The 22,514-nt window shown below is 64.9% G+C and carries 17 protein-coding genes; 7 read left to right on the plus strand and 10 right to left on the minus strand.

The window, feature by feature from the left end; genetic code table 11:
- Positions 1-12 precede the first annotated feature (12 nt).
- From ACP7D4_RS23040 to ACP7D4_RS23060, 5 genes are all read right to left on the minus strand, one after another.
- Positions 13-1,146, minus strand: a complete 1,134-nt coding sequence (locus tag ACP7D4_RS23040; protein ID WP_426211538.1) for a sensor histidine kinase — start codon at positions 1,144-1,146, stop codon at positions 13-15.
- 157 nt (positions 1,147-1,303) lie between these two features.
- Positions 1,304-3,655: a phosphoketolase family protein gene (locus ACP7D4_RS23045; RefSeq protein ID WP_426211539.1), complete on the minus strand. Its 2,352-nt coding sequence runs from the start codon at positions 3,653-3,655 to the stop codon at positions 1,304-1,306.
- A complete protein-coding gene (locus ACP7D4_RS23050; protein WP_426211541.1) occupies positions 3,652-4,857 on the minus strand; it encodes an acetate/propionate family kinase in 1,206 nt (401 codons plus the stop codon). Before ACP7D4_RS23050 ends, ACP7D4_RS23045 begins: the two co-directional genes overlap by 4 nt.
- 33 nt (positions 4,858-4,890) lie before the next feature.
- Positions 4,891-5,460, minus strand: a complete 570-nt coding sequence (locus ACP7D4_RS23055; protein WP_426211543.1) for a hypothetical protein — start codon at positions 5,458-5,460, stop codon at positions 4,891-4,893.
- Position 5,461: 1 nt separating this feature from the next.
- Positions 5,462-7,030, minus strand: coding sequence for a L,D-transpeptidase family protein (locus ACP7D4_RS23060; protein WP_426211545.1), 1,569 nt, complete (start codon positions 7,028-7,030; stop codon positions 5,462-5,464).
- A 269-nt stretch (positions 7,031-7,299) separates the two neighbouring features.
- On the opposite strand from ACP7D4_RS23060, the gene ACP7D4_RS23065 reads away from it, so the two are divergent.
- Positions 7,300-8,229, plus strand: a complete 930-nt coding sequence (locus ACP7D4_RS23065) for a DnaJ C-terminal domain-containing protein (RefSeq protein ID WP_426211547.1) — start codon at positions 7,300-7,302, stop codon at positions 8,227-8,229.
- 23 nt (positions 8,230-8,252) lie between these two features.
- On the opposite strand, the gene ACP7D4_RS23070 is transcribed toward ACP7D4_RS23065, so the two are convergent.
- A complete protein-coding gene (locus tag ACP7D4_RS23070) occupies positions 8,253-9,605 on the minus strand; it encodes a glucoamylase family protein (RefSeq protein ID WP_426211548.1) in 1,353 nt (450 codons plus the stop codon).
- A 264-nt stretch (positions 9,606-9,869) separates the two neighbouring features.
- Between ACP7D4_RS23070 and ACP7D4_RS23075 the strand changes: the two genes are divergently transcribed.
- Positions 9,870-11,012, plus strand: a complete 1,143-nt coding sequence (locus ACP7D4_RS23075; protein ID WP_426105658.1) for a sensor histidine kinase — start codon at positions 9,870-9,872, stop codon at positions 11,010-11,012.
- A gap of 12 nt (positions 11,013-11,024) precedes the next feature.
- Here the strand turns inward: ACP7D4_RS23075 and ACP7D4_RS23080 are convergent, their stop codons facing one another.
- Complete coding sequence (locus ACP7D4_RS23080; RefSeq protein ID WP_426211549.1) at positions 11,025-11,858, minus strand: PEP-CTERM sorting domain-containing protein; 834 nt, start codon at positions 11,856-11,858, stop codon at positions 11,025-11,027.
- A gap of 373 nt (positions 11,859-12,231) precedes the next feature.
- Here ACP7D4_RS23080 and ACP7D4_RS23085 point away from each other — a divergent pair, with 373 nt between their 5' ends.
- The 3 genes from ACP7D4_RS23085 (at position 12,232) to ACP7D4_RS23095 (ending at position 14,360) form a co-directional block, all read left to right on the plus strand.
- Positions 12,232-12,435, plus strand: a complete 204-nt coding sequence (locus tag ACP7D4_RS23085; RefSeq protein ID WP_426105661.1) for a cold-shock protein — start codon at positions 12,232-12,234, stop codon at positions 12,433-12,435.
- 145 nt (positions 12,436-12,580) lie between these two features.
- Positions 12,581-13,642: an AI-2E family transporter gene (locus ACP7D4_RS23090; protein ID WP_426211551.1), complete on the plus strand. Its 1,062-nt coding sequence runs from the start codon at positions 12,581-12,583 to the stop codon at positions 13,640-13,642.
- A 4-nt stretch (positions 13,643-13,646) separates the two neighbouring features.
- The gene (locus ACP7D4_RS23095) at positions 13,647-14,360 is read left to right on the plus strand and encodes a hypothetical protein (RefSeq protein WP_426211553.1); all 714 of its coding nucleotides are present in this window, start codon (positions 13,647-13,649) and stop codon (positions 14,358-14,360) included.
- An 8-nt stretch (positions 14,361-14,368) separates the two neighbouring features.
- Here ACP7D4_RS23095 and ACP7D4_RS23100 read toward each other — a convergent pair whose 3' ends face one another.
- On the minus strand, positions 14,369-14,683 hold the full coding sequence (locus tag ACP7D4_RS23100; RefSeq protein ID WP_426105665.1) for a hypothetical protein: 315 nt from the start codon (positions 14,681-14,683) through the stop codon (positions 14,369-14,371).
- A 160-nt stretch (positions 14,684-14,843) separates the two neighbouring features.
- On the opposite strand from ACP7D4_RS23100, the gene ACP7D4_RS23105 reads away from it, so the two are divergent.
- Positions 14,844-17,981, plus strand: a complete 3,138-nt coding sequence (locus ACP7D4_RS23105; RefSeq protein ID WP_426211554.1) for a diguanylate cyclase domain-containing protein — start codon at positions 14,844-14,846, stop codon at positions 17,979-17,981.
- Here ACP7D4_RS23105 and ACP7D4_RS23110 read toward each other — a convergent pair.
- Entirely contained in the window at positions 17,978-19,438 is a 1,461-nt protein-coding gene (locus ACP7D4_RS23110; protein ID WP_426211556.1) for a PLP-dependent aminotransferase family protein, read from the minus strand. The genes ACP7D4_RS23105 and ACP7D4_RS23110 overlap by 4 nt on opposite strands.
- A 190-nt stretch (positions 19,439-19,628) precedes the next feature.
- Between ACP7D4_RS23110 and ACP7D4_RS23115 the strand changes: the two genes are divergently transcribed.
- Complete coding sequence (locus tag ACP7D4_RS23115) at positions 19,629-20,255, plus strand: glutathione S-transferase (RefSeq protein WP_426105669.1); 627 nt, start codon at positions 19,629-19,631, stop codon at positions 20,253-20,255.
- Positions 20,256-20,316: 61 nt separating this feature from the next.
- Here the strand turns inward: ACP7D4_RS23115 and paoC are convergent, their stop codons facing one another.
- Positions 20,317-22,512: an aldehyde oxidoreductase molybdenum-binding subunit PaoC gene (gene paoC / locus ACP7D4_RS23120; protein WP_426105670.1), complete on the minus strand. Its 2,196-nt coding sequence runs from the start codon at positions 22,510-22,512 to the stop codon at positions 20,317-20,319.
- Between the last annotated feature and the right edge of the window lie 2 nt (positions 22,513-22,514).

The following is a 22,514-nucleotide window of genomic DNA, read 5'->3' on the forward strand; positions in this document are numbered from 1 at the left end:
GTGCGACGGACACTAGGTCGGCAATGTATGGCGCGGCAGGCTGATGGTAAAAACGCAGCCTTGCTGCGGCACATTGCGCACGCTCAGCTCGCCGCCGTTGGCGGCAATGCCCTGCTTGGCGATCGTCAGCCCCAGGCCGACGCCGGTGCGGTCTGTGCCGGATTGGGAAAAGGGCAGGAACATGGTCTCGGCCACGCCGGGAGCCAGGCCGCCGCAATGGTCCGCCACATCAATATGGATGTGCTCGCCCGACGCATAGGCTGTCAGCTGCACTTCGGAACCGGGTTTGGTGAACTTGAAGGCATTTTGCAGCAGGTTCGCCACGGCAGCGAACAGCACATCGCGCGCCCCGCCCAGGGCCAGGTCGGCATCAACTTGCTGGGAGCGCAAGGTGCACCCGCTGGCAGACGCCGACAGCGACGCGGCCGCGTGGAGTTCGGCGATAAAGTTCGCAAGCGAAAACGCGCCCAGGGCGAGATGGTCCTGGTAATCGGTGCGCACTTCTTCCAGCGAACTTGCAATCAATTTTTCAAGGCTGCTCAGACTGCGTTCGAGGATCGATCCGGTCGCCCCTGCAAGGCCTAGCTGGCCAGCCCTGGCGGCGGCAAACGCGAGCGATGCGGTGCCGAGCAAGTTTCTGACTTCATGCGCGAAAAATCCCATTTTTTTGCCGGACTCCAAGGCATGGGCCTGGGCAGCAAGGGCGTCACGCTGAAAGCTGAACTCGGTGACAGCGTCGCAGATGGCGTTGTCCAGGCAGCGGTTGAGCGTACGAAATTCGTCGACATGGAACGGCACGCCGCGCTCCACGGCCAGGTCGGTGATGGCCTGGCACAGGTCGCCGTAGTCGTGCACGACCTGGTCGACCGTGAGTCCAAGCTCCAGCAAGTCCTTTCCATGCTGGGCAGCCGACACGCTGACCTCCGACAAGGCTGTGCCGCCGCCGGCCGGGCCGGAGACGCGGCGGCTGTCAAGCGGGCGCTGCGTTTGCTCGATCTGCAAAGTACGGATCAGCTGGTCCAGGAACATGGGAATGCCATCCCTGAGCTGGGTTTCGCTGGCCGAGCGGCCAACCCGCTGGCCAACCTTGACCCGGCAGCGCTGCGCCAGCTCTTCGCGGTTGTTGGACAGGAAATCGTGCATCATGCGGGCCTCCTTTGCTCAAGCCCATTGTTGAGCCATACCGCAGAAATGCGTAGCAATCTAAACGATGAATAAGTCTAGCACGACATTTCCTGTTGTAAAACATACAGTTAGTGGCAATAAGGCGAATACCAGATGACGGTCAATGCGCGCGGCCGCGTCAGCCTTGCCACTGCCAGTTCAGAATCGCCGGCATGTCGATGCCGTGCTCGGTGATATGACTGCGGTGGGCGGCCAATTGTTCCTCGACAAACAGGCGCGCCTGCGCTTGAAACGGCGCCAGCAGCGGCGTGTGTTCGACCACGGCGGCGTACAGGCGGAAACGGTCGACCCGATTGAGCACCACCATGTCGAATGGCGTCGTGGTCGTGCCTTCTTCCTGGAAACCGTGTACGTGGAAGTTGTCGTGGTTGGCGCGCCGGTAAGTGAGACGGTGGATCAGTGCGGGGTAGCCGTGATAGGCGAACACGACCGGTTTGTCGACCGTAAACAGGTCGTTGAATGCCCGCTCGTCCAGGCCGTGCGGATGGGCGTGCGGCGGTTGCAGCGTCATCAGGTCGACGACGTTCACGAAGCGCAGCTTCAGTTCGGGAAAGTGCGCGCGCAGCAGTTGCACGGCGGCCAGCGCTTCGAGCGTGGGCACGTCGCCGGCGCAGGCGAGCACGGCGTGCGCGTTGTCGTCGCAGTCGTTGCTGGCCCATTCCCACACGCCCGCGCCGGCGTTGCAGTGGGCGATGGCCGCCTCGATGTCCAGCCACTGCGCTTCGGGCTGCTTGCCGGCGACAATCACGTTGATGCGGTTGCGGCTGCGCAGGCAATGGTCGGTGACGGCCAAGAGCGTATTCGCGTCCGGCGGCAAATACACGCGCACGATGTGCGCTTTCTTGTTGAGCACATGGTCGATGAAGCCGGGGTCCTGGTGGCTCGAACCGTTGTGGTCCTGGCGCCAGACGTGCGACGAGAGCAGGTAGTTGAGCGAGGCGACCGGCGCGCGCCAGGCAATCTCGCCGGCCGCCTTGAGCCACTTCGCATGCTGGTTGAACATCGCGTCGATGATGTGGATGAACGCTTCGTAGCACGAAAACATGCCATGCCGCCCGCTGAGCAGGTAGCCCTCCAGCCAGCCTTCGCACTGGTGTTCGCTGAGCATTTCCATCACCCGGCCATCGGGCGCGAGGTGCTCGTCGCCGTCGATGATGGCGCCGGTAAAGCAGCGCGCGCTGACCTCAAACACCGCGTCCCAGCGGTTCGAGGCCGCTTCGTCCGGACTGAAGAGCCGGAAGTTGTGCAGGTTCAGGCGCATCACCTCGCGCAGGAATTGCCCTTGCACGCGCGTCGATTCGGCCACCGTCATGCCCGGCGCTGGCACGGCAACGGCGTGCGCGCGCAGGTCCGGCATGGTCAGGTCGCGCAGCAGTTTGCCGCCGTTGGCGTGGGGGGTTGCGCTCATGCGGCGCGCGCCGGCCGGGGCCAAGGCGCGCAGCGCGGGCAGCAGGCGGCCTGCTTCGTCAAACAGCGTCTCGGGCCGGTAGCTTGCCATCCATTGCGCCAGGATCTCCAGGTGCCCCGGTTTGTCCATCTGCCCCATCGGCACCTGGTGCGCGCGGAAGGTGCCGGCGCTCGGCTTGCCGTCAATCTCAAGCGGGCCGGTCCAGCCCTTGGGCGAGCGCAGCACGATCATCGGCCAGCGAGGCCGTCCGCTAAAACCGTCCGTGCGCGCCGCCTGCTGGATGGCGTGGATGCGCGCGGTGACGGTGTCGAGCGTGTCGGCCATCAGGCGGTGCATGGTAGCCGGATCGTCCCCTTCCACGAAGAACGGCTCGTAGCCGTAACCGGTCATCAGGGCGGCCAGTTCGTCGCGCGGGATGCGCGCCAGGATGGTGGGGCTGGCGATCTTGTAGCCGTTCAGGTGCAGGATCGGCAGCACGGCGCCGTCGTGCACCGGGTTGAGAAATTTGTTCGAGTGCCAGCTGGTGGCCATGGGGCCGGTTTCCGCTTCACCGTCGCCGATCACGCAGGCGACGATCAAGTCCGGGTTGTCGAACGCGGCGCCGTAGGCGTGCGAGAGCGCGTAACCGAGTTCGCCGCCTTCGTGGATCGAGCCTGGCGTGTCTGGCGCCACGTGGCTGGGAATCCCGCCGGGGAACGAGAACTGGCGAAACAGTCGCTGCATGCCGGCGCCGTCTTGCGCAATGCCTGGATAGACTTCGCTGTAAGTGCCGTCCAGGTAGGCGTTGGCGACCATGCCGGGCCCGCCGTGGCCCGGACCGGCGACATACAGCACCGACAGGTCGTGCCGGCAAATGGCGCGGTTCAGGTGCACATAAATGAAGTTCAAACCGGGCGTGGTTCCCCAGTGCCCCAGCAAGCGCGGCTTGATGTGTTCGGGCCGAAGCGGCGCGCGCAGCAGCGGGTTGGCCAGCAGGTAAATCTGGCCCACCGACAGGTAGTTGGCGGCGCGCCACCAGCCATCCATGGCTTGCAGCGTTGCGTCGGAGGTGGTGTCAGTCATGCCGTGCTCCCTTGATGTGGCGCTGCCAGCAGCAGGCGTGCTTCCTCGGCCAGCATCCATTGTTCGTCGGTGCGCATGACGCGCACCAGCACCTGGCTCTGGCCGCCTGAAATGACGGGGCGGTGGGCATTGTTGTGGTCCGGGTCGAGCACGATCCCCAAGTGGTGGAGGCGTGCGCAAATGCGCGCGCGCACTTCGGCGCTGTGTTCGCCCACGCCGCCGGCAAAGACCAGCGTGGCGACGCCGTCGAGCGCGCCGGCCATCGCGCAAATGGCCTTGCGCGTCTGGTAGACGAATAGTTCGACCGCGTCGGCGCAGCCGGTCTCAAGGCCCTGGTTTTTCAGCAGCACTTGCAGGTCGGCGCTGCGGCCCGAGACCCCGAGCAAGCCCGATTCATGGTTGAGCATGTGGTGGAACTGGGCTTCGCTCATTGGTTCTTGGCGCATGCAATGGCGCGCCAGGCCGGGATCGATGTCGCCGGAGCGCGTGCCCATTGGGATGCCGCCGGCCGGCGTCAAGCCCATGGTGGTGTCGCAACTGGCGCCATGTTCGACCGCGGTGACGCTCGCGCCCCCGCCCAGGTGCGCCAGGATGAGCTTGCCGTTGGCCGCGTCCGGCCCGTCCAGGCGCGCCAGTTCGCGCATCATCCATGCACACGACAAGCCGTGGTAGCCGTGGCGGCGCACCCCGGCCGCGCTGAACCGGTGCGGGATGGCGAGCGTGCTGGCCGCCGCCGGCATGCAGGCGTGAAAGCTGCTGTCGAAGCAGGCGACGTGGGTGGCGTCGGGAAAGCGCCGGCGCAGCGTTTCGATCAGGTGTACTTCTTGCGGCAAGTGTTCGGGCTCGTCGCGCACGGCGTCATGCAATTGGCCCAGCAGGGCCGCGTCGATTTCCCGGGTGCTGCTGTGCGCTGCGCCATGCACGATGCGGTGGGCGACGGCGCGCAGGCTGCCTGGCGCGATCCGTTCGCCCAGCCAGTCGAGCAGGACGTTGACGGCGGTGACGCGTTCGGGAATCGGGAAGTGGCGCGTGACGGTGTCGGCCGGGTCACCCTGTACGCGCAAGCAAGCCTGCTTGCCGCCGATGCCGTCGATGCTGCCGGCAAACACCAGGTGCAGCGCCGGCTCGGCGCGGTACAGGGCAAATTTGATGCTGGATGAACCCGCGTTGATGGCGAGGTAATGCGATGCGGTGCTGGCCATATAGTCTCCGTTGCGCTAGTTGCGCTAGTTGCGTTACATGATGGGATGGTCCGATCGCGCGGTGTTGGCTTGCACCACGCTCACGCGCGCCTGGCGCAGGTTCTCGAACACCCTGATGCGCCCCTTCAGGGGCCACCAGTCGTACAAAAAAATTTGCACCGGGCGCCACATGGCCACCCAGCCGATGATGGTCAAGCTTTCATGGGCAATTCTCGCGCTCTGGCCGGGAAGAACGCTGGCCAGCGCCTCGGCCAGCAGCAGGCAGGCGATGACGAACACCAGGCCCACGGCCAGGCTCAGGCGGCCCAGGCGCAGCAGTTGCCGCAGTTCGCCGCGCACCAGCTCAATCTTATAGGCGTAATGGTTGTGGACGGCGCCCGCCACCAGTTCCCGGGCGTCGCCGGTCTCCGGCAACTGCTCGACATGGATGGTCAGGTGCAGGCATCTGTCATGCGGCAGCGACAGGGCCCAGTTTTCGATGAATACTTCGCATGCGCGGTCGAGGTCCTTGTTGAGAAAAGGCGTCGGGTCGAGCGAATTGAACAGCTGGCGCAGTTCGCGCACGCGCAATTCCAGCGTCTCGGTCGGGTGCGCGCCATGCATCTCAAGGCGCCCCAAGCGCCTGCGCCAACTTGTCGTCGCGCTGGTAGATATCGTTGGCGAACAGGGCGCGTCCGCTACGGTCGGTGGCCGCGGTGGCATAAAACAGCACCACCGGAATGGTCTGGCCCAAACGCACGGTGCGGTTGGGGCCGGGCGCCATGGCCGTCGCGATGGCCGCAGGCGACCAGTGGGCCTGGTCGGCCAGCACGAAGGCGGCCAGCTCGGCCGGACGCTCGACCCGGATGCAGCCGTGGCTCAAGTCGCGCCGCACCTTGCCGAACAATTCCTGGGCCGACGTGGAGTGCAGGTAAATGTTCATCGTGTTGGGCATGGCGAACTTGACGGCGCCCAGGGCATTTTGCGGGCCCGGGCGCTGGCGCACGCGCACGGCGCCGCTGCGCAGCGCGGCCGCCGAGGCGCCGCCCTGCACCTGCCCGTTGGGGGCAACCAGTTCCATGTTGTTTTGCCTGAGGTAGCCGGGATTGCGCGCCAGCTTGGGTGCAATTTCGGCCACGGCTATACTGCGCGGTACGTTCCAGTAGGGATTGAATTCAAGATAGCTCATCTGCCCGATGAATAGCGGCGTCTGGGTGCGCGCAGCCTTGCCCACGATCACGCGCATCTCGAGCGGCTCGCCAATGTCGGCGGCGCTGGTATCGAACGCCCACAGGCGGTAAGCGGCAACGTTGACGACGATGACGCGGCCCGGGCGCAGCGGCGGCAGCCAGCGCATCCGTTCGAGCGTGAGCGCGAGCTGGCGCACGCGACGGCTGAGCGGCACCTTGAGCGCTGCGATGGTGTCGCGGCCCGGCTGCCCCGTTTCATCCAGGCCGTGGCGGGCCTGGAAGTGCTTGATGGCGGCGGCCAGATCGTCGCTGTAGCGGTCGGGTTCAGTAGCTGCGTCGCTCCCGTCCAGGTCGCCCAGCAACTGCAGGCGCTGGCGTAGCAAGCCCAGGCCCGGGTAGCGCGATCCCGCGACCAGCTTGCCGTTGGCGGGCAAGGCCGGCGGCGACCAGGCGCCGGTTTGCCCGGCCTGCGCGGCCAGGGTGCGGTACTGCTGCAGCGTGGCCTGGATGCGCTTGTACTGCGGCAAGGCGGGCGCTGCGGCACTGACCGCTTCGCTCAGGCGCTGTTCTGCAAGCGCCTGGCGCAAGTACGCGACAGCGTCGAAGCGCGCTGCCCCCGCCGGCGGTGTGGGTACCCGCACATCCGGCTTGACGCGTCCGCCATGCAGGTCGGAGATGAATTGCAGCATGGCCTGGCTGAGCGCGTGGTCAAAAGCGTCGGCGTCGGCCGGGTTGCGCGACGCATAGCGGGCGGCCAGCGCATCGACGTCGTAGTAGGCGCCGTCCAGGCCATGCTCGCTCGCCGTGCGCAGCAAGTCCAGCGCCAGAGCGGCCTGGCCGCTGGCGCTCCACAACAGCGCCGGCTGCTCGCCGTTGTACAGGCGGGGCAGCAACAGCGCGGCATCGACGGCGGGCGTGCCCCGGGGCGCAGCCAAGGCGCAGGGCAGGGCTAGTGCAAGCAGCGCGACGGCCGCCGCCAGGCGCAGGGTAAATGGGCGGCTCATGCAGGGCAAGGGCGCGCGACCAGACCCGTCGGGGCAAAGAAAATGGGAGAAATCATGTGGTGCTCCAGGGTGGCGATCAGGCTGGCGCCGACGGAATCGGCAAATAGCCATGCTAGGTGGCGAGGTCCTATAAATCGTTGATCCACATCAAAACGCGCGGAATCGGCTACTCTAGGTGCACTAGGTCAATTTTGATGCGCATCAACGTTATGTCACTGCTGTGTTCGTAGACTGGCCCTTTTTAATGCCCTCGCTTCATCAGGAACCACGTGAAATTCAAGGATTATTACCAGACCATGGGCGTTGAGCGCACCGCCAGCGCCGACGACATCAAGCAGGCGTATCGCAAGCTGGCCCGCCAGTTCCACCCGGATGTGTCCAAGGATGCTTTAGGCAAGGAGAAATTCCAGGAGATCGGCGAGGCATATGCCGTGCTCAAGGACCCGGAAAAGCGCGCAGCCTATGACCAGTTCGGCAAAGCGCCAGCGGGCGCCGGCATGTCGCCCCCGCCCGGCTGGCAACGCAACAGGAATCCGAACGGAGCCGGCTTTGACGACCTCGATCTGGGCGACCTGTTTGCCGACTTTGGCCGCGCCGGCAGAGGCGGCGCGCGGCGCAGGCCGTCTGCCGCGCGCGGGCAGGATATCGACATCACCGCCACTGTCTCGCTTGAGCAGATCCATGGCGCCGGTGAAATTGAAGTGCGTGCCAGCCTGCCCGAAGTCGATGCGCAAGGCGCACCGCGCCGCGTCAGCCGCACGTTTCGCATTTCGGTGCCGCCCGGCGCGGCCGATGGGCAGCGACTGCGCCTGGCGGGCAAGGGCGGTCCCGGCCAGCACGGCGGCCCGGCCGGTGATTTGTATGTGGTCTTGGCGGTGGAGCCGCACCCGCTGTACCGCGTCAGCGGGCGCGATCTGTACATGGATCTGGCGCTGGCGCCGTGGGAGGCGGTACTGGGCGCCGCAGTGCGGGTCCCCACGCTCGACGGTCCGGTGGAGCTGAACGTCAAAGCCGGCTCCAGCGGCGGGCAGCAATTGCGCCTGGCCGGGCGCGGCTTGCGCGCCGCCGACGGCAGCGCCGGTGCGCTGCATGCCGTGATCGTGATCAAGGTGCCAACGGTCGTGAGCGACGCCGAGCGCGCCCTGTACCGGCAATTGGCCGATGCATCGGACTTTCAGCCGCGCGCGCGCGCCGCATGAGGCGCGGACAAGTCACTGTGCAGCTAGGGCATGCCAGGCGCGGCGTCAAGCCAGCCGCCGCGAAAGCCGGCGCGCCGCAAGCCTGAACCGATGTAGGGACAAGCGCGCATCAGGCGCCAGGGCAGGCCGCTGCGGTAGTTTTCAATCATCAGCAAGACCGGCCCCTGGTCGATGCCGAAGTGCCAGGGCGACACCCAGCCGTGCGGCATGGCTTTGCTGCGGAAGGTCGCGTTGAACGTGGTTTTATAGCCATAGCGGCAATGCAGCGCCGGCGTGCGCGCGAACTGCGCGATGGTCGGCAACACGATTTCGGGGGCGAAGGGGAGCGCGGCGATCACCGCCCATGGCGCGATGGTCCCGTCATCCGGGCCGTGCGGCACGCCGCGCGCGACATAGTCGAAGAACCGGCGCTTGACGCCATCGATGACCCGGGTCGCCGGGCCGGGCCCGTCGCTGGCGGTAATGCCCCAGCAGGTTTGGCCGTAGCCGATCAAGCGCTGCGGATTGTCGATCGCGTAGCGTTGCTGGACCAGCGTGGCGCGGCGGCTGTTTTCAAAGTAATCGATGCCGTGAGCGCGCATGAACTGGTCATCGATGCCCCGAAAGTCAATCCAGACATGCGAGAGCTGGTGCGTGAACAGCGACCCGGACTGCAGGTAGGGCACGCCGTAGCAGTGGTCCCAATGGTAGAACGCGCACCATGCCTGGTAGCTGGCAGAAGGCAGCGGGAAGGTGGGTGAACCCAGGCCCAGGATATACAGCAGCAGCGCTTCGTTGTAGCCGGTCCAGCGATGCTTGAGAAAGCCGCGGCCGCTCTTCCAGCCCATCGTGACGGTGTCGCCCCTGTTTTGCGCCCACTGCCAGTCGGCGCGCCGGTACAGTGCGTCGGCCAGCGTGCAAAGTTCCTGCTCGTCTGCGTCGGGCCGATTGAAATAGCACGCCGCGCCCAGCGCGCCGGCCAGCAGGAATGCGCTGTCGATGGTCGACAGTTCGCACGTACCCGCGCGGCGCCCGCTTTCCATGTCCAGGAAGTGATAGTAAAAGCCGTGGTGGCCGGTGGCGTCGGCCTGCGGTCCTTGCGGGCTGTTCCAGAAAAAGCGCAGCGTGGTCAGCACAACGCGCAGCGCTGCTTCGCGCCCGATGAGTGCACGCTCGACCGCGACCGGATAGGCCAGCAACGCCATGCCAACGGCGGCGATGCTGGCAGGCCAGCCGGGAACGTTTTTGTCGCGCACCAGGCCGTTGGCCGGGTTGGTCTGGTCGATAAAGTAAGCGAACGAGCCGCGCTGCAGGAAATCGAGTTCCGCTTCGTCGGACTGCATGAGCGCAGGGACGTCAATCATGCGCGCGGGGACGTCGTGCTGATGCGTGGGCATGGTGGATTTTGGCGTTGGTGGAGCATCGTCACAGCGTTGCATACTAGCCTAAACGAAACGCGACGAGACGGTGCGCTACTGAACGGACGGTGTTTTTTTATACTCTTGGTTTCTTTTTCCGCACTACCAAGACCGAACGCGATTTTTCGGTTGCAACAGTGTAAACTGAGCGCAGAGTGACGTTTGATCGCGCAAGCACTGGCAGCGTCACGTTACTGGATTCCTTGGGGTTTTATGCGGCTGTCAAAATTTATCCTGAAAAACATGGAAGTTATTCTGCAAGAGTGGGAAGACTTCGCTGAAACCTTGTATCCGGTGACGTCGGCCAGCAAGGCAGAGTTGCGCGACCATGCGAAAGAGATGTTGAAAGTCATCTGCATCGACCTCGATACGGCGCAGGCGACGCAGGTGGGAATCGAAAAATCGCAGGGACTTGCTCCTGCTGACGAAGCCGAAACAGCGGCCCAGTCCCACGCCGAAGATCGCTTGCTGTCCGGGTTCTCGATCGAACAGTTAATGGCCGAATACCGCGCCGTGCGCGCCAGCGTTTTGCGCCTCTGGCAAGAAAAAATGCAAAAGGCCGATGAGCTCGACTTGCAGGACATGCTGCGCTTTAATGAAGCGATCGATCAATCGTTGACGGAGGCGATCGCCAGGTATTCAGCCATGTTGCGCGATTCGCAGCATATTTTTCTATCCATTCTGGGCCATGATGTACGCAACCCGCTGGGCGCCATCAGCATGGGAACCCAGCTCATCATGCAAGATGAGGCCCTGCCCCAAAAGCACCAGCGCGTCGCATCCCAGGTTCTCAAAAGCGCGCAGCGCGTCTCCGAAATCGTCGCTGACCTGCTTGATTTTTCCACCAGCCACCTGGGCGGCGGCATTCCCGTCACGGCTGCGCCTATGGATTTTCGGGTTGAATGCGAAACCGTGGTCGATGAAATGAGGATTTTCCATCCCGGACGGATGTTCGAACTTGCCATGCATGGCGACCTGCATGTGCATTGGGATCGCGCGCGCATCGCCCAGGCACTCTCTAATCTGGTCGCCAACGCCGTACAGCACGGCGCGGCCACGGAGCCGGTATGGATCACGATCAGCCGTGAGCAAAGCGATGTTGTCTGGGTCGTCCAGAACGCGGGAGCGGTGATCGCACCAGCCCGGCTAAGGACGATGTTCGACCCGGTAAAGACGTTTTCGATCAAGTCAGCGAGCGAACGCAGCGCGAGCCAGACTCACAATCTCGGCCTGGGCCTGTACATCACGCATGAAATCGCCACCGCGCACGGCGGCAAGATCCGGGTAACTTCCACCCCATCGCACGGCACCACTTTCACCTTGCGCATTCCGGCCAACGCCGTGCCGGCAGCATCGGCCCATGCGCGCCTGACCGGCAACGCTTAAGCGCTGGCGCGGTTAGCTTCGTCGGCGCAGGCGCGTGGCGCCAAAGCCGGCCAGGCCCAGGGCAAACAGCAGGGTGCTCCCTGGCTCGGGCACGGCGGCGGCGGCGGGGGCCGTCTCAAAATTAAACACCGTTTTCTGGTTGCCGAAGCCGAAGCCGACATTGTCGACAAAGCCGCCAAAGCTGCCGTTCCAGCCTGAACCGATGCCAAATTCAATGCCGGTGATCGCCGTCGCCGCGCTCAGCTGGTCGGCCGGACCGGCCGGACGCGGACCGTTCATCCATTCGGCCAGCGTGGTGCTGTAATCTTCGACCGTGTTTCCCGGACTGGTTTGGCGCTGCCAAAAATTGCCGTCCACGATATTGCTGCTGTTCCATTGGCCGGTGACCATGCCGCCACCGTTGTAGACCTGCTCCCACACCAGGTAGCCGCGGTCGGTTGTGGTGCGGCTGTCGCCATCGGTGTCGTAAGCCAGGCGCAAGGCCGGCTGCAGGTGAGCGGGTGCGCCGGCACCGCTGTTGCGGTACCAGTCGTAGCTCAGCGCGTCCAGCGTGCCCAGCGTGCGACCGCCGACAAAGCCCCAGTAGTAGGCAAAGTCTGCCTTGCCGCTGCCATCGGTCAGGCTCATCGCGACCGACCCGTTGCCGCTGCGCGGCGCGCTGGCGGTGATGCCGGCGGCGGTGGTGGAGGTGTAGCCGTTTTGCGTGCTGCGCAGGTTGGTCAGATACCAGGCATTGAGCGCGGGCGAGGCGCTCATGTCGGCCGGCGTCACGGTGATCACGGCTGCATGGGCCTGGCCGGCGAGGGCGGCGGCAAGCGCCAGGCTCTTCAAGACAAAAAATTTCATGGAATCGGTCTCCGTAGTGTATCGGCAAGCGCTGCCCAACCGCGCATCTTAGCGCAACTTGAGGTAATAGTGAGTTCTATTTGGAAACACTCCCGCGCTCGTTCAAGTAGTCGGCGGCGCCGTCGACGCCATCGGCATGTGCGTCAATATCGGCCCGCGCACGCGAACGGAGCGCGCAATGGCGTGTTTCGAGGCGTTGCAGGCCGTCGGCGCAGCAAAACACCGACAAAAATTGCAAATAAACCGGTTTTTGTGAAGTGCGTGCGACTCAGGCTGGCAATGTAGACTTATAATCACGGCAGTTGGTCGCTTGTGCATCGGTCCACGATGTGCATAGTTGGCGCCACACTTTATTATTTTGGAGATAGACATCATGGCATCAGGTATCGTGAAGTGGTTTAATGACGCAAAAGGTTTCGGTTTCATCACGCCGGACGATGGTGGCGAAGACTTGTTCGCGCACTTCTCGGCAATCAATTCCGCCGGTTTCAAATCGCTGGCCGAGAACCAGCGCGTCACGTTCGAAGTAACCGCGGGTCCTAAGGGCAAGCAAGCATCGAACATCCAGCCGCAGTAATTTTGCGCGCAGGACTAAATCAAGCCTCTGTGGAGGCTTTTTTTTCGCCCGTCTTTCCGTGGCGCCGTTTGGCCAGCCAACAGCTTGCAGAACAAGACCTTGCAATAGCGTATGCTGCCATGATCCTCACTTTGCGTTTTCATCCATGAACAATTCAGATTTACAGGCCAAAACCCTCGTTCTGCTGCTCGTTCTCGTCACGCTCGCGTTTTTCTGGATACTGACGCCGTTTCTGGGCGCCATTTTCTGGGGGACGGTCCTGGCGATCATGTTCTCGCCATTCCACCGCTGGGTGCAGCGCAAGCTGGACAAAAAGCCCGTGCTGGCGGCGCTGACCACGCTGGGCATCTGCCTGTTCCTGGTAATTTTGCCGATGATACTGATTGCCGTGAACCTGGCCAGCGAAGGCACGGTCCTGTACAACAAGCTCGAGTCGGGCGAAATCGACGTCCGCGTCAGCCTGCAAAATCTCTTTACCGCGCTGCCGGCGTGGATGCACGATTTGATGGCCCGTTTTGGACTGGACAGCATCAGCACGCTGCAAGCCAGGCTATCGCAGGCCGCAGTGCAAGGCAGCAAATTCATCGCCACCAATGTGCTCAACTTCAGCTTGAATGCGTTTGACTTCATCGTCAGTTTTTTTGTGATGCTGTATCTGCTGTTTTTTCTGCTCATGGACGGCCCTGCGCTGGCCGCGCGCATCCAGCGCGCCATTCCGCTCAGTACGGTGCACAAAAAACATTTGTTCGACAAGTTCACCACCGTGATCCGGGCCACGGTCAAAGGCAATTTTCTGGTCGCGGCCGCGCAGGGCGGCCTGGGCGGCCTCGCGTTCTGGGGGCTGGGCGTGCAGGGGCCGCTGCTGTGGGCGGTCGTTATGGCTTTCCTCTCGCTGCTGCCGGCCGTTGGCGCGGCCATCATCTGGGCCCCGGTGGCGCTGTATTTTCTGGTCACGGGCGCGATCTGGAAAGCGGTGATCCTGACCGCCTTCGGCGTGCTGGTGATCGGCATGGTCGACAATGTGCTGCGTCCCATTCTGGTGGGCAAGGACATCAAGATGCCCGATTATCTGGTGCTCATTTCGACCATCGGCGGCATGGCCATTTTCGGGCTGACCGGTTTCGTGGTCGGGCCTGTGGTGGCCGCACTGTTCATTGCGCTGTGGGACTTGTTTTCCATCCAGCATAACGACCAGGTCCAGGGTTGATGCCATGCTGAAACTGCGTGCGCAATTGAGGCGGCTGTACCTGCTTGAGGGCAGTTTGCCGGCAGACCAAGCCGCCGGCCCCGTCCTGCTGACCCATGACGGGCATACCCGCGCCATCGTCATTGACTTTGACAAGCTGCCGGGCGAGGACGACGCCCATTGGCGCCTGTTATGCCTGGTGGCCAATGGTTTGCAAGGCGAACTCGATCTGCCGGCGCCGGCGGTGAGTATCTCGGGCGAACACGGCTTTCGCCTGTGGCTGTCGCTGGCAGCGCCGATTCCCCTCGGCGTGGCGCGGCAATTCGTGACGCTGCTGCGCGAAAAGTATTTTCCAGACTTGCCCGTGCCCCCTGACGCCATCAGCCGGCCGGTGGCGCTGCCGCCTTGCCTGCATCAAGGCAGCGGAAGGTGGGCGGCGTTTATCAACCCTGGTCTGGGCGCCTCGTTCGCCGATGAAGCGGGCCTGGAAATGGCGCCGCCGTTGGCCGGGCAAACTGCGCTGCTGGAACACCTGGCGTGCATCAGCGAGCCGCAATTTATGCACGCCATGGCTTTGCTGCAACCTGCCCGTGGTGCGCCGCCGGCGCAAACGCGCGCGGCAACGCCTCACGGCTTGCTGCTGAAAGATGCAACTCTGGAAGAGATCGTCAATCATTTGCATGCAATGCAGATCGAACCGACGTTCCGGCACTTGATCGCTCGCCGGCCGGACGCGTAACCGGCAGTTCAGGAAACGGCGAACGGCGTGCCGAATACGCCTACCGCAAGCGCCACCCAGACCAGCAGCACGGCCAGGACCAGGCCGGCGCCAACGAGCGCGCGCTGCCCGGCGCTGCGTAGCTGGCGCGCGACGGCGACATATATCAGGCCGCTGCCGGCGAGCAGCGCTGCCATCACCGAAAAATCGGACAAGCTCCAGTTCACCTCGCTGCTGAACTGCATGGCCACCAGGGGCAGCATCAAAACCGCCGCCGTGCCTGCCAGTAGGCGCAACAGGTTGCTGCCGAGTGTTCGCTGGTCGTTGCCGCTCGTGCTGTTCATGATCTTGCTCCTGGTAGATGGATTGCGCTAAAGATCGCAGCGAAATAGGAACGCACCATGCGTTCCGTGTGAAGTTGCGCTGGACAAACGTGCGGAAACTTTATTGGGAGCAACCGGCGCGATCCGATAGAATGGTTTCAGTCGCATTGAATGAAGCCCAATGGAACTCTTGACCTACTTTCGCTCTGCAAGATCGGCACCGCTCGGGCGGCACATCGTGGCGCTGCTGCTGTGCGCCATTGCAGGCGCTGCTGCCGGCTCCGCTGCGGCGCAGTCGGCCAACCACATGCGCTTTACCCGTCCGCCCAACCTCGTCACCGACGATCCGTCGATCGTCTCCATGCTGCAGGACCGCCAGGGTTTCATCTGGCTGGGCGCGCTCAACGGCGGCCTGTACCGGTACGACGGCGGCGAGGTGGTCAAGTTCCTGAATGACCCCAAGGACGACAAAAGCTTGCCTGGCGAGCGCGTCAATACGCTGTTCGAAGACAAGGCCGGCAGCATCTGGGCCGGCACCACCCATGGACTGGCGCGCTTCAATCCCGAGACGAGCGACTTTACCCGCTTCGTGTCCTCAAACGCGGCCGGCAAGCACCAGGTCATCCGCAAGATCATATCGGACGGCAAGGGCGGCATGTGGCTGGGCACCTGGGGCGGCTTGCAGCACTTCGACAGCGCAACGGGCAAGTTCACGCTGTACCTGCTCAAGCCTGGCGCGCCTGATGCGATTCGCTCCGACAGCGTCGAGGCGCTGGCCTTGGACGCGCGTCTTGGCCTGTGGATCGCCCTGTATCCGAGCGGGCTGGACTACCTGGCCCCCGGCGGCGCCAGCTTCCAGCACTTCCGGGTCGACTCGCCGGAAAAACCGGACAGCGTCGTCGACAAGGTCGAGGCCTTGCAGATGGATGCCCATAACCGCCTGTGGATCGGCACCCGGCGCGGCGCCTACCGCTGGCGCGACGGCAGCGCCTGGGACACGCGCATGCGCATGCCGTCGCCCGACGTCAGGATCAACAATTTTTATCCCGCGCGCGATGGCGGCATGTGGGCCGCCACCATGAACGACGGCGTGCTGCGCTGGTCGGCCACGGCCGACGAGCCGCTCAACTACGGCTACCGGCCCAACGATCCGTATTCGCTGCCCACGCTCAGCTTCCAGTCGGTCATGCAAGACCGTTCGGGCATCTTGTGGGTCGGTTCGTACAACGCCGGCGTGATGGTGGCCAACCCCGCCAGCAAGGGCTTTGCGCGCATCATCCCGCCTGAATTGCCTTTCGGTACCCGCCAACCCAACAACACCACGGTGGCCATCGCCCCCGCGCCGAACGGGCGCATCTGGCTGGGCGGGCTGAACGGCCTGGCCTTGCTGGACCCGGAGACCGGCAAGGTTGACCAGTATCTGCGGGCCGAAGCGGGCCGACCGGGCGCGCTCGGTTCCGATACCGTGGTCAGCTTGTACCAGCAGAGCGATGGCCCACTGTGGGCCGGCACCGTGGCCGGCCTGAACCGGTTCGACCCGGCCAGCGGCAGCTTCTCCGCCATTCCCTTTCCAAATACGAACAATTCGATTACCGCGATCAGGCCCGGCTCTGGCGGCAAGCTGTGGATCACCACCAACGCCAGCGTTATCCATTACGACCCGGCCAGCGGCGAGCATCGCATTTACGCGGCCGAGAAGAACAATCCCAAAGGGCGCACCATGCTGCGCGCTAACTGCGTACTGGAAGACAGGCAAGGCCGCGTCTGGATGGGTTCGGAGTATGCCGACGGGCTCGACATGCTCGAGCTGCGCAGCGGCGTGTTCCGCCATTTTTTGCATGACGATGCCGACCGCGCCAGCATGGCCTCGAACTTCATCACCGCGCTGCACGAGGATGGCGCCGGGCGCCTCTGGGCCGGCACCGCGCAGGGCCTTAATGAAATCGTCACCGCCGCCGACGGCAAGATCAGTTTCAAGGCTTACCCGGCGGCCGGGGGCGACAAGGTGTTTTCGGTCCAGAGCGATGTGCGCGGCCATCTCTGGCTGACCACCTTGTCGGCGCTGATCCGGCTCGATCCCGCCACCGGCCGGGCCAGCAAGTATGGCGCCGCCGATGGTTTGCTGGACAGCTACCGGGTCGGCGCGGGCTATGCCGGAGCGGACGGCAAGCTGTATTTTGCCGGCGGCAGCGGCGTGATCGTGGTGCAGAGCGACGCGGTGCAGGTGGACGAAAGCGCGCCGGGCGTGTCGATTACCGACGTGAGCGTCTTTAACCGCTCGCTGACGCTGGCGCCGCGCCCGGCCGGGGTGCAATTGAGCGGGCCGGTCACCGCACCGCGCAAGCTGGTGCTCACGGCCGAGCAATCGGTGTTTTCCATTGGATTTGCGGCCCTGCAATACAGAAATCCCGGCAAGAGCACGTTCTTGTACAAGCTTGAAGGGTTCGACCGCAACTGGGTGGGCGCCGACGCATCGCACCGCAGTGCAACCTATACCAATCTCGATCCGGGAAACTATGTGTTCAAGGTCAAGGCGGCCAATGAGCGCGGCGTGTGGAGCGAGGAGGCCGCCAGCCTGGTGGTGACGGTGTTGCCGCCGTTCTGGAAAACCTGGTGGTTCCGCCTGCTTGGCGGCGCGCTGGCCGTCGCGGCGCTGGCGCTGGCCTACCGGATTCGGGTGCGCGCGCTGACGGGGTACAAGCGCAAGCTTGAGTCGGTCATTGCGGCGCGTACGGCCGAACTGGCCGAGAGCAACGCCAAGCTGGCGGCGCTGTCGCTGACCGACGGCTTGACGGGCCTGACCAACCGGCGCGGCTTCGACGCCGCCCTTGCCGACGAATGGGCGCGCGCTTGTCGCAGCGGCACGCCGGTGGCGCTGGCGATGCTCGACGTTGACCATTTCAAGTTGTACAACGATGCGTATGGCCACCAGGCCGGCGACCAGTGCCTGCGCGCGATCGCCGACGTGATCGCCGCGCACGCGCGCCGTCCCGGCGACGTGGCGGCGCGCTACGGCGGCGAAGAATTCGCGCTGCTTACGCCTGCCACTGACGGCGCGGACGCGACCGCGATTGCGCACATGGTGTGCGAGCGCATTGCCGCGCTGGGGCTGGTGCATGCCGGGTCGTCGTACGGGATCGTCACCGTCAGCATCGGCATCGGCTCGCTCATTCCCGATGCGGGCAATGGCCCTGAAATGCTGATCCGGCTGGCCGACGACGCGCTGTACCGGGCCAAGCGCGAGGGGCGCAGCCGGGCGCTATTGAACCTGGCGACCGGCGAGACCGAGTTGCCTGACGTGCCTGACGTAATCCGCTAGCGCCGACTGGCGCGCATCACCCGCACCAGCATCTTGACGCGTTCATCCATGGCAGCTTCGTCCACCTGCGAATACCCAAGTACCAGGCCATTCCAGCCATGCTGGCGCAGGCCGGTGGCATGCGCGCTCAAGGCGCGCGCGACGATGCCCTGTTCCAGCGCGGCGGCGGTGACATCGGCGTCCACCAGCGCCGCATCGTTGAACTGCAGCGACAGATGGATCCCGGCCGAGCTGCCATGCACCGAGACCGCCTCGCCCGCGCGGCGCGCCAGCGCGGCGAGCAGCAGGTCGCGCCGGCCCAGGTACAGCCTGCGCATGCGGCGCAGGTGCATGCCGAACTGGCCGCTGCGCATGAAGTCGGCCAGGGCCAGCTGGTCGGCCACGCGCCCGTGCGGCGCCATGCGCGCCAGCACCGCGCGCAGCGGCGCCGCCAGGTTCGCCGGCACCACCATGAAACCGGTGCGAAGGGCCGGGAACATGGTCTTGCTGAAGGTGCCCAGGTAAATCACCGGTGCGTCCGGCGTCAAGCCCTGCATTGCGGGCAAAGGCGGGCCCTCATAGCGAAATTCGCTGTCGTAGTCATCCTCGATGATCAGGGCGCCGGCCGCCTTGGCCTGCTGGAGCAAGGCCAGCCGGCGCGGCATGTCGAGCACCGTCCCGGTGGGATACTGGTGCGAGGGCGTGGTGTAGATCAGTTTGGGCTTGTACTGCTGCCAGTCGTGCGCGGTCGGCGCGATGCCGCCCGCGTCCACCGCGATGCCGATGGTGCGCAGCTGCGCGGCGCGAAACGCCCCCAGCGCGCCTACGTAGCCCGGGTTCTCGATCCACGCCGTGGCGCCGGCGTCGGCAAACGTGGCGGCGCATATTTCCAGGCTGGACTGGGTGCCGTTGGTGATAAACACCTGGCCGGCGTCGCAGCGCACCGCGCGCGAGGCGCCGAGGTAGGCGCTGATTTCCTCGCGCAGCGACAGTTCGCCCGCCACGTCGGCGTAGTTCAGTTCATGCTCGCCCACGCCGCGCCAGGCGCGTTCGAGCGTGCGGCGCCACAAGGGCACGGGAAAGGCGGCCAGCGCCGGCACGCCCGGCGCAAAAGCGCCCACTTCGGCTCCCGATGCGGGCAGGGCGGGCACACCCTGCATGCGGCGCGCGATGGCGCCACTGGCCGGCGCAGCGGCGCTGCTGCGTGTCTTGGGCAGCGCCAGCGGCGCGACGACGGTGCCGCGCGGGGTGGCCAGGATCAGTCCTTCGGTCGCCAGCTGGTCGTACGCATAGAGCACGGTATTGCGCGCGATGCCCAGATCGGTGGCCAGGGCGCGGCTGGCCAGCAGGCGCGTGCCGGCGGCCAGGCTGCCGTTGACAATCGCCGCGCGCAGGCAAGCGTGGATGATGCGCTGGCGCGGCCAGGCGTGCATGTCCTGGGTGTGCTCGAAACTGGTCAACAGGACCTTGTAATCCATGTGGGAGTTCGTCGAATGGCTGGAGGGGGCGAGTGTAGCGCGTTTTCGCGGCGGCCGGTGGTTCTAAAAAATGCGCACTAGTTGGCTCTATCCGTGGGCCAGCTCGCGCCGCCATCTTGCGACATGGGGAGCGCATCGGCGGCGCGCGGCCAATTGAGGTAAAGTGGTCTTTTTCATCACGAAGGCCGCCATGCGCTTAATCGGTATGCTCGACTCGCCCTATGTGCGGCGCGTTGCAATTTCCCTGGACCTGCTCGGCGTCGCGTTCGAGCACGAATCGGTCTCCGTGTTCAGCACCTTTGCGCAGTTCCAGGCCATCAATCCGGTCGTCAAGGCGCCCACGCTGGTGTGCGACGATGGCGGCATGGTCATGGATTCGTCGCTCATCTTGCAGTTCGTCGAGGCGGGCGCGGGCCGCTCGCTCTGGTCCGCCAATCCGCGTGACCTGCAGCAGGAGTTTGGCGCCGTCAGCCTGGCGCTGGCTGGTTGCGAAAAAGGCGCGCAGATCGTCTATGAACGCAGCCTGCGCCCGGCGCAAGCCCAGTATGAACCGTGGGTGGAACGTATCACCGGCCAGATGCTGGCCGCATTCGGCGCGCTGGAGCAGCAAGTGCAGCGCCGGCCGGCCGTGTTTGACGACCCGGCAAAGCAGGCCGCCATCACTGCCGCCGTAGTGTGGGATTTTACGCGGACCATGCTGGCGCCGCTGCTGCCCGCCGCCCACTACCCGGGCCTCGCGCGACTGAGCGAACGCCTCGAGCAGACAGCGCCGTTTTTAAAGTATCCGTCGGCCGGGCCGGGGGTTGCAGGCCTATGAAACGAGCAGCTTGTTAAACGAGCAGATTGTTAAACGAGCAGATTGTTAAACGAGCAGATTGTTAAACCAGCGGCATCTTGGCGAGCAGCTTTTCCAGCGTCAGCGGATAGTCGCGCACGCGGATGCCGGTGGCGTTGTAGACGGCGTTGGCAACGGCCGCGCCAACGCCGCACAGGCCCAGTTCACCCACACCTTTCGCCTTCATGGGCGAAGACATCGGGTCCGTTTCGTCTAGAAAAATGACTTCCTGGTGCGGGATGTCGGCATGCACCGGTACTTCATAGCCGGCCAGGTCGTGATTGACGAAAAAGCCGCTGCGCTTGTCGACGACCAGGTGCTCCATCAGCGCGCCGCCCACCCCCATCGTCATGGCGCCGATGACCTGGCTGCGGGCTGACTTGGGGTTCAGGATGCGGCCGGCGGCGCACACCGCGAGCATGCGCCGCACCCGCGTTTCGGCCGTGTAAAGATCGACGCCCACTTCCACGAAATGCGCGGCGAATGTCGACTGCTGGAACTTTTTGTCCAGGTCGCCGTATTCCATTTTGTCTTCGGCCACCAGTTCGCCCGCCTCGGCGGCCTGGCCCAGGGGCAGCGTGCGCCCGCCGGCGCTGACCTGGCCCGCCGCGAACTGCGCGTCGGCTGGCATGCCGAGTTTTTGCGCCACCGCTTCGCGCAGCTTGATGCAGGCGGCGTACACGCCGGCGGTGGCGCTGTTGGCGCCCCACTGGCCGCCGGAGCCGGCCGAGACGGGAAAATCGGAGTCGCCCAGGCGCACGACGACCTTGTCCATCGTCACGCCCATCATTTCGGCTGCGGTCTGGGCGATGATGGTATAGCTGCCGGTGCCGATATCGGTCATGTCGGTTTCGACCGTGACAACGCCTTTCTTGTCCAGGCGCACGCGCGCTGCCGACTTCATCACCAGGTTGTTCCTGAACCCGGCCGCCATGCCCATCCCGACCAGATAGCGCCCGTCGCGCGTGACGCCCGGCATGCTGCTGCGCTTGTCCCAGCCAAAGCGCTGGGCGCCGCTGCGCAGGCAGTCGATCAGGCGCCGCTGCGAAAAGCGCCGGTCCGGTTTTTCCGGGTCGACCTTGGTGTCGTTGAGGATGCGAAAGGCAACCGGGTCCATCTTGAGTTTCTCGGCCATTTCATCCATGGCGATTTCCAGCGCCATCAGGCCCGGCGCCTCGCCTGGCGCCCGCATCGCGTTGCCTTCAGGCAGGTCGAGCACGGCCAGGCGGACCGCCGTCATGCGATGCGCGCCGGCGTACAGCAATTTGGTCTGCTGCACCGCGTTTTCGGGTTGGCCGCCGGCCAGGTCGCCAGACCACGATTCGTGGCCGATGGCGCTGATCTTGCCGTCGCGCGTGGCGCCGATGCGGATGCGCTGGAGGGTGGCGGGGCGGTGCGTGGTGTTGTTGAAGATGAGCGGACGCGCCAGCGCCACCTTGACCGGGCGCTTGGCCGCGCGCGCGCCGAGCGCGGCGAGCAGTGCTTCGGCGCGCAGGAACAGCTTGCCGCCAAAGCCGCCGCCGACATACGGCGAAATCAGGCGCACCTTGTCCTTGGCGATGCCGAGCGTCTTGGCCAGGTCGCCGCGGCTCCAGTCGACCATCTGGTTCGAGGTCCACAGCGTGAGCTTGTCGCCGTTCCAGGAAGCGGTGGACGCGTGCGGCTCCAGCATCGCGTGGCTCTGGTCCGGGGTGCTGTATTCGGCGTCGAGCTTGACGGGGGCGGCGGCAAAGGCGGCGTTAAAGTCGCCCGTGGCATGGTCCGGGTTTTCCTTGTGCTTGGCCACGGCGCCGCTGTGCCGGGCGGCGGCCAGGTCAAACGCGCCGTCCGCCTTGTTGTACTTGACGTCGATCAGTTTGGCCGCCGCGCGCGCCTGCTCGAACGTGTCGGCCACCACCAGCGCGATGGCCTGGTGGTAGTGCTCGATGCCCGGGCCGCCGAGCAGCGTGGCGGTATTGAATTTGCCTTTGCCCAGCTTGCCCGCGTTCTCGGCGGTGACGATGGTGATCACCCCGGGCGCGCGCTTGGCGTGGCTGACATTGATCGACGCGATGGTCCCCTTGGCGATCGCCGCGCCCAGCACGTAGCCATGCGCGGCGTTGGGGGCAGCCTGGTGCTGCTCGTACGCGTAGGGCGCGGTGCCGGTGGTCTTGAGCGGGCCGTCGATCCGGTCATGCGCGCGGCCGACGACCTTCAACTGGTCGATCGGGTTGGTGGTGGCGGGAGTGTCGAATTTCATGG

It is taken from the genome of Massilia sp. TWP1-3-3 (assembly GCF_049897805.1).
Lineage (GTDB): Bacteria > Pseudomonadota > Gammaproteobacteria > Burkholderiales > Burkholderiaceae_D > Telluria_A.

Bases quoted from the DNA above. Each gene is read 5' to 3' on its own strand.
- ACP7D4_RS23115 (WP_426105669.1), top strand. From the start codon at position 19,629: ATGCGCTTAATCGGTATGCTCGACTCGCCCTATGTGCGGCGCGTTGCA.
- ACP7D4_RS23075 (WP_426105658.1), top strand. From the start codon at position 9,870: ATGGAAGTTATTCTGCAAGAGTGGGAAGACTTCGCTGAAACCTTGTAT.
- ACP7D4_RS23110 (WP_426211556.1), bottom strand. From the start codon at position 19,438: ATGGATTACAAGGTCCTGTTGACCAGTTTCGAGCACACCCAGGACATG.
- ACP7D4_RS23040 (WP_426211538.1), bottom strand. From the start codon at position 1,146: ATGATGCACGATTTCCTGTCCAACAACCGCGAAGAGCTGGCGCAGCGC.
- ACP7D4_RS23090 (WP_426211551.1), top strand. From the start codon at position 12,581: ATGAACAATTCAGATTTACAGGCCAAAACCCTCGTTCTGCTGCTCGTT.
- paoC (WP_426105670.1), bottom strand. From the start codon at position 22,512: ATGAAATTCGACACTCCCGCCACCACCAACCCGATCGACCAGTTGAAG.
- ACP7D4_RS23095 (WP_426211553.1), top strand. From the start codon at position 13,647: ATGCTGAAACTGCGTGCGCAATTGAGGCGGCTGTACCTGCTTGAGGGC.
- ACP7D4_RS23055 (WP_426211543.1), bottom strand. From the start codon at position 5,460: ATGCATGGCGCGCACCCGACCGAGACGCTGGAATTGCGCGTGCGCGAA.
- ACP7D4_RS23100 (WP_426105665.1), bottom strand. From the start codon at position 14,683: ATGAACAGCACGAGCGGCAACGACCAGCGAACACTCGGCAGCAACCTG.
- ACP7D4_RS23085 (WP_426105661.1), top strand. From the start codon at position 12,232: ATGGCATCAGGTATCGTGAAGTGGTTTAATGACGCAAAAGGTTTCGGT.
- ACP7D4_RS23050 (WP_426211541.1), bottom strand. From the start codon at position 4,857: ATGGCCAGCACCGCATCGCATTACCTCGCCATCAACGCGGGTTCATCC.
- ACP7D4_RS23070 (WP_426211548.1), bottom strand. From the start codon at position 9,605: ATGCCCACGCATCAGCACGACGTCCCCGCGCGCATGATTGACGTCCCT.
- ACP7D4_RS23060 (WP_426211545.1), bottom strand. From the start codon at position 7,030: ATGAGCCGCCCATTTACCCTGCGCCTGGCGGCGGCCGTCGCGCTGCTT.
- ACP7D4_RS23045 (WP_426211539.1), bottom strand. From the start codon at position 3,655: ATGACTGACACCACCTCCGACGCAACGCTGCAAGCCATGGATGGCTGG.
- ACP7D4_RS23080 (WP_426211549.1), bottom strand. From the start codon at position 11,858: ATGAAATTTTTTGTCTTGAAGAGCCTGGCGCTTGCCGCCGCCCTCGCC.
- ACP7D4_RS23105 (WP_426211554.1), top strand. From the start codon at position 14,844: ATGGAACTCTTGACCTACTTTCGCTCTGCAAGATCGGCACCGCTCGGG.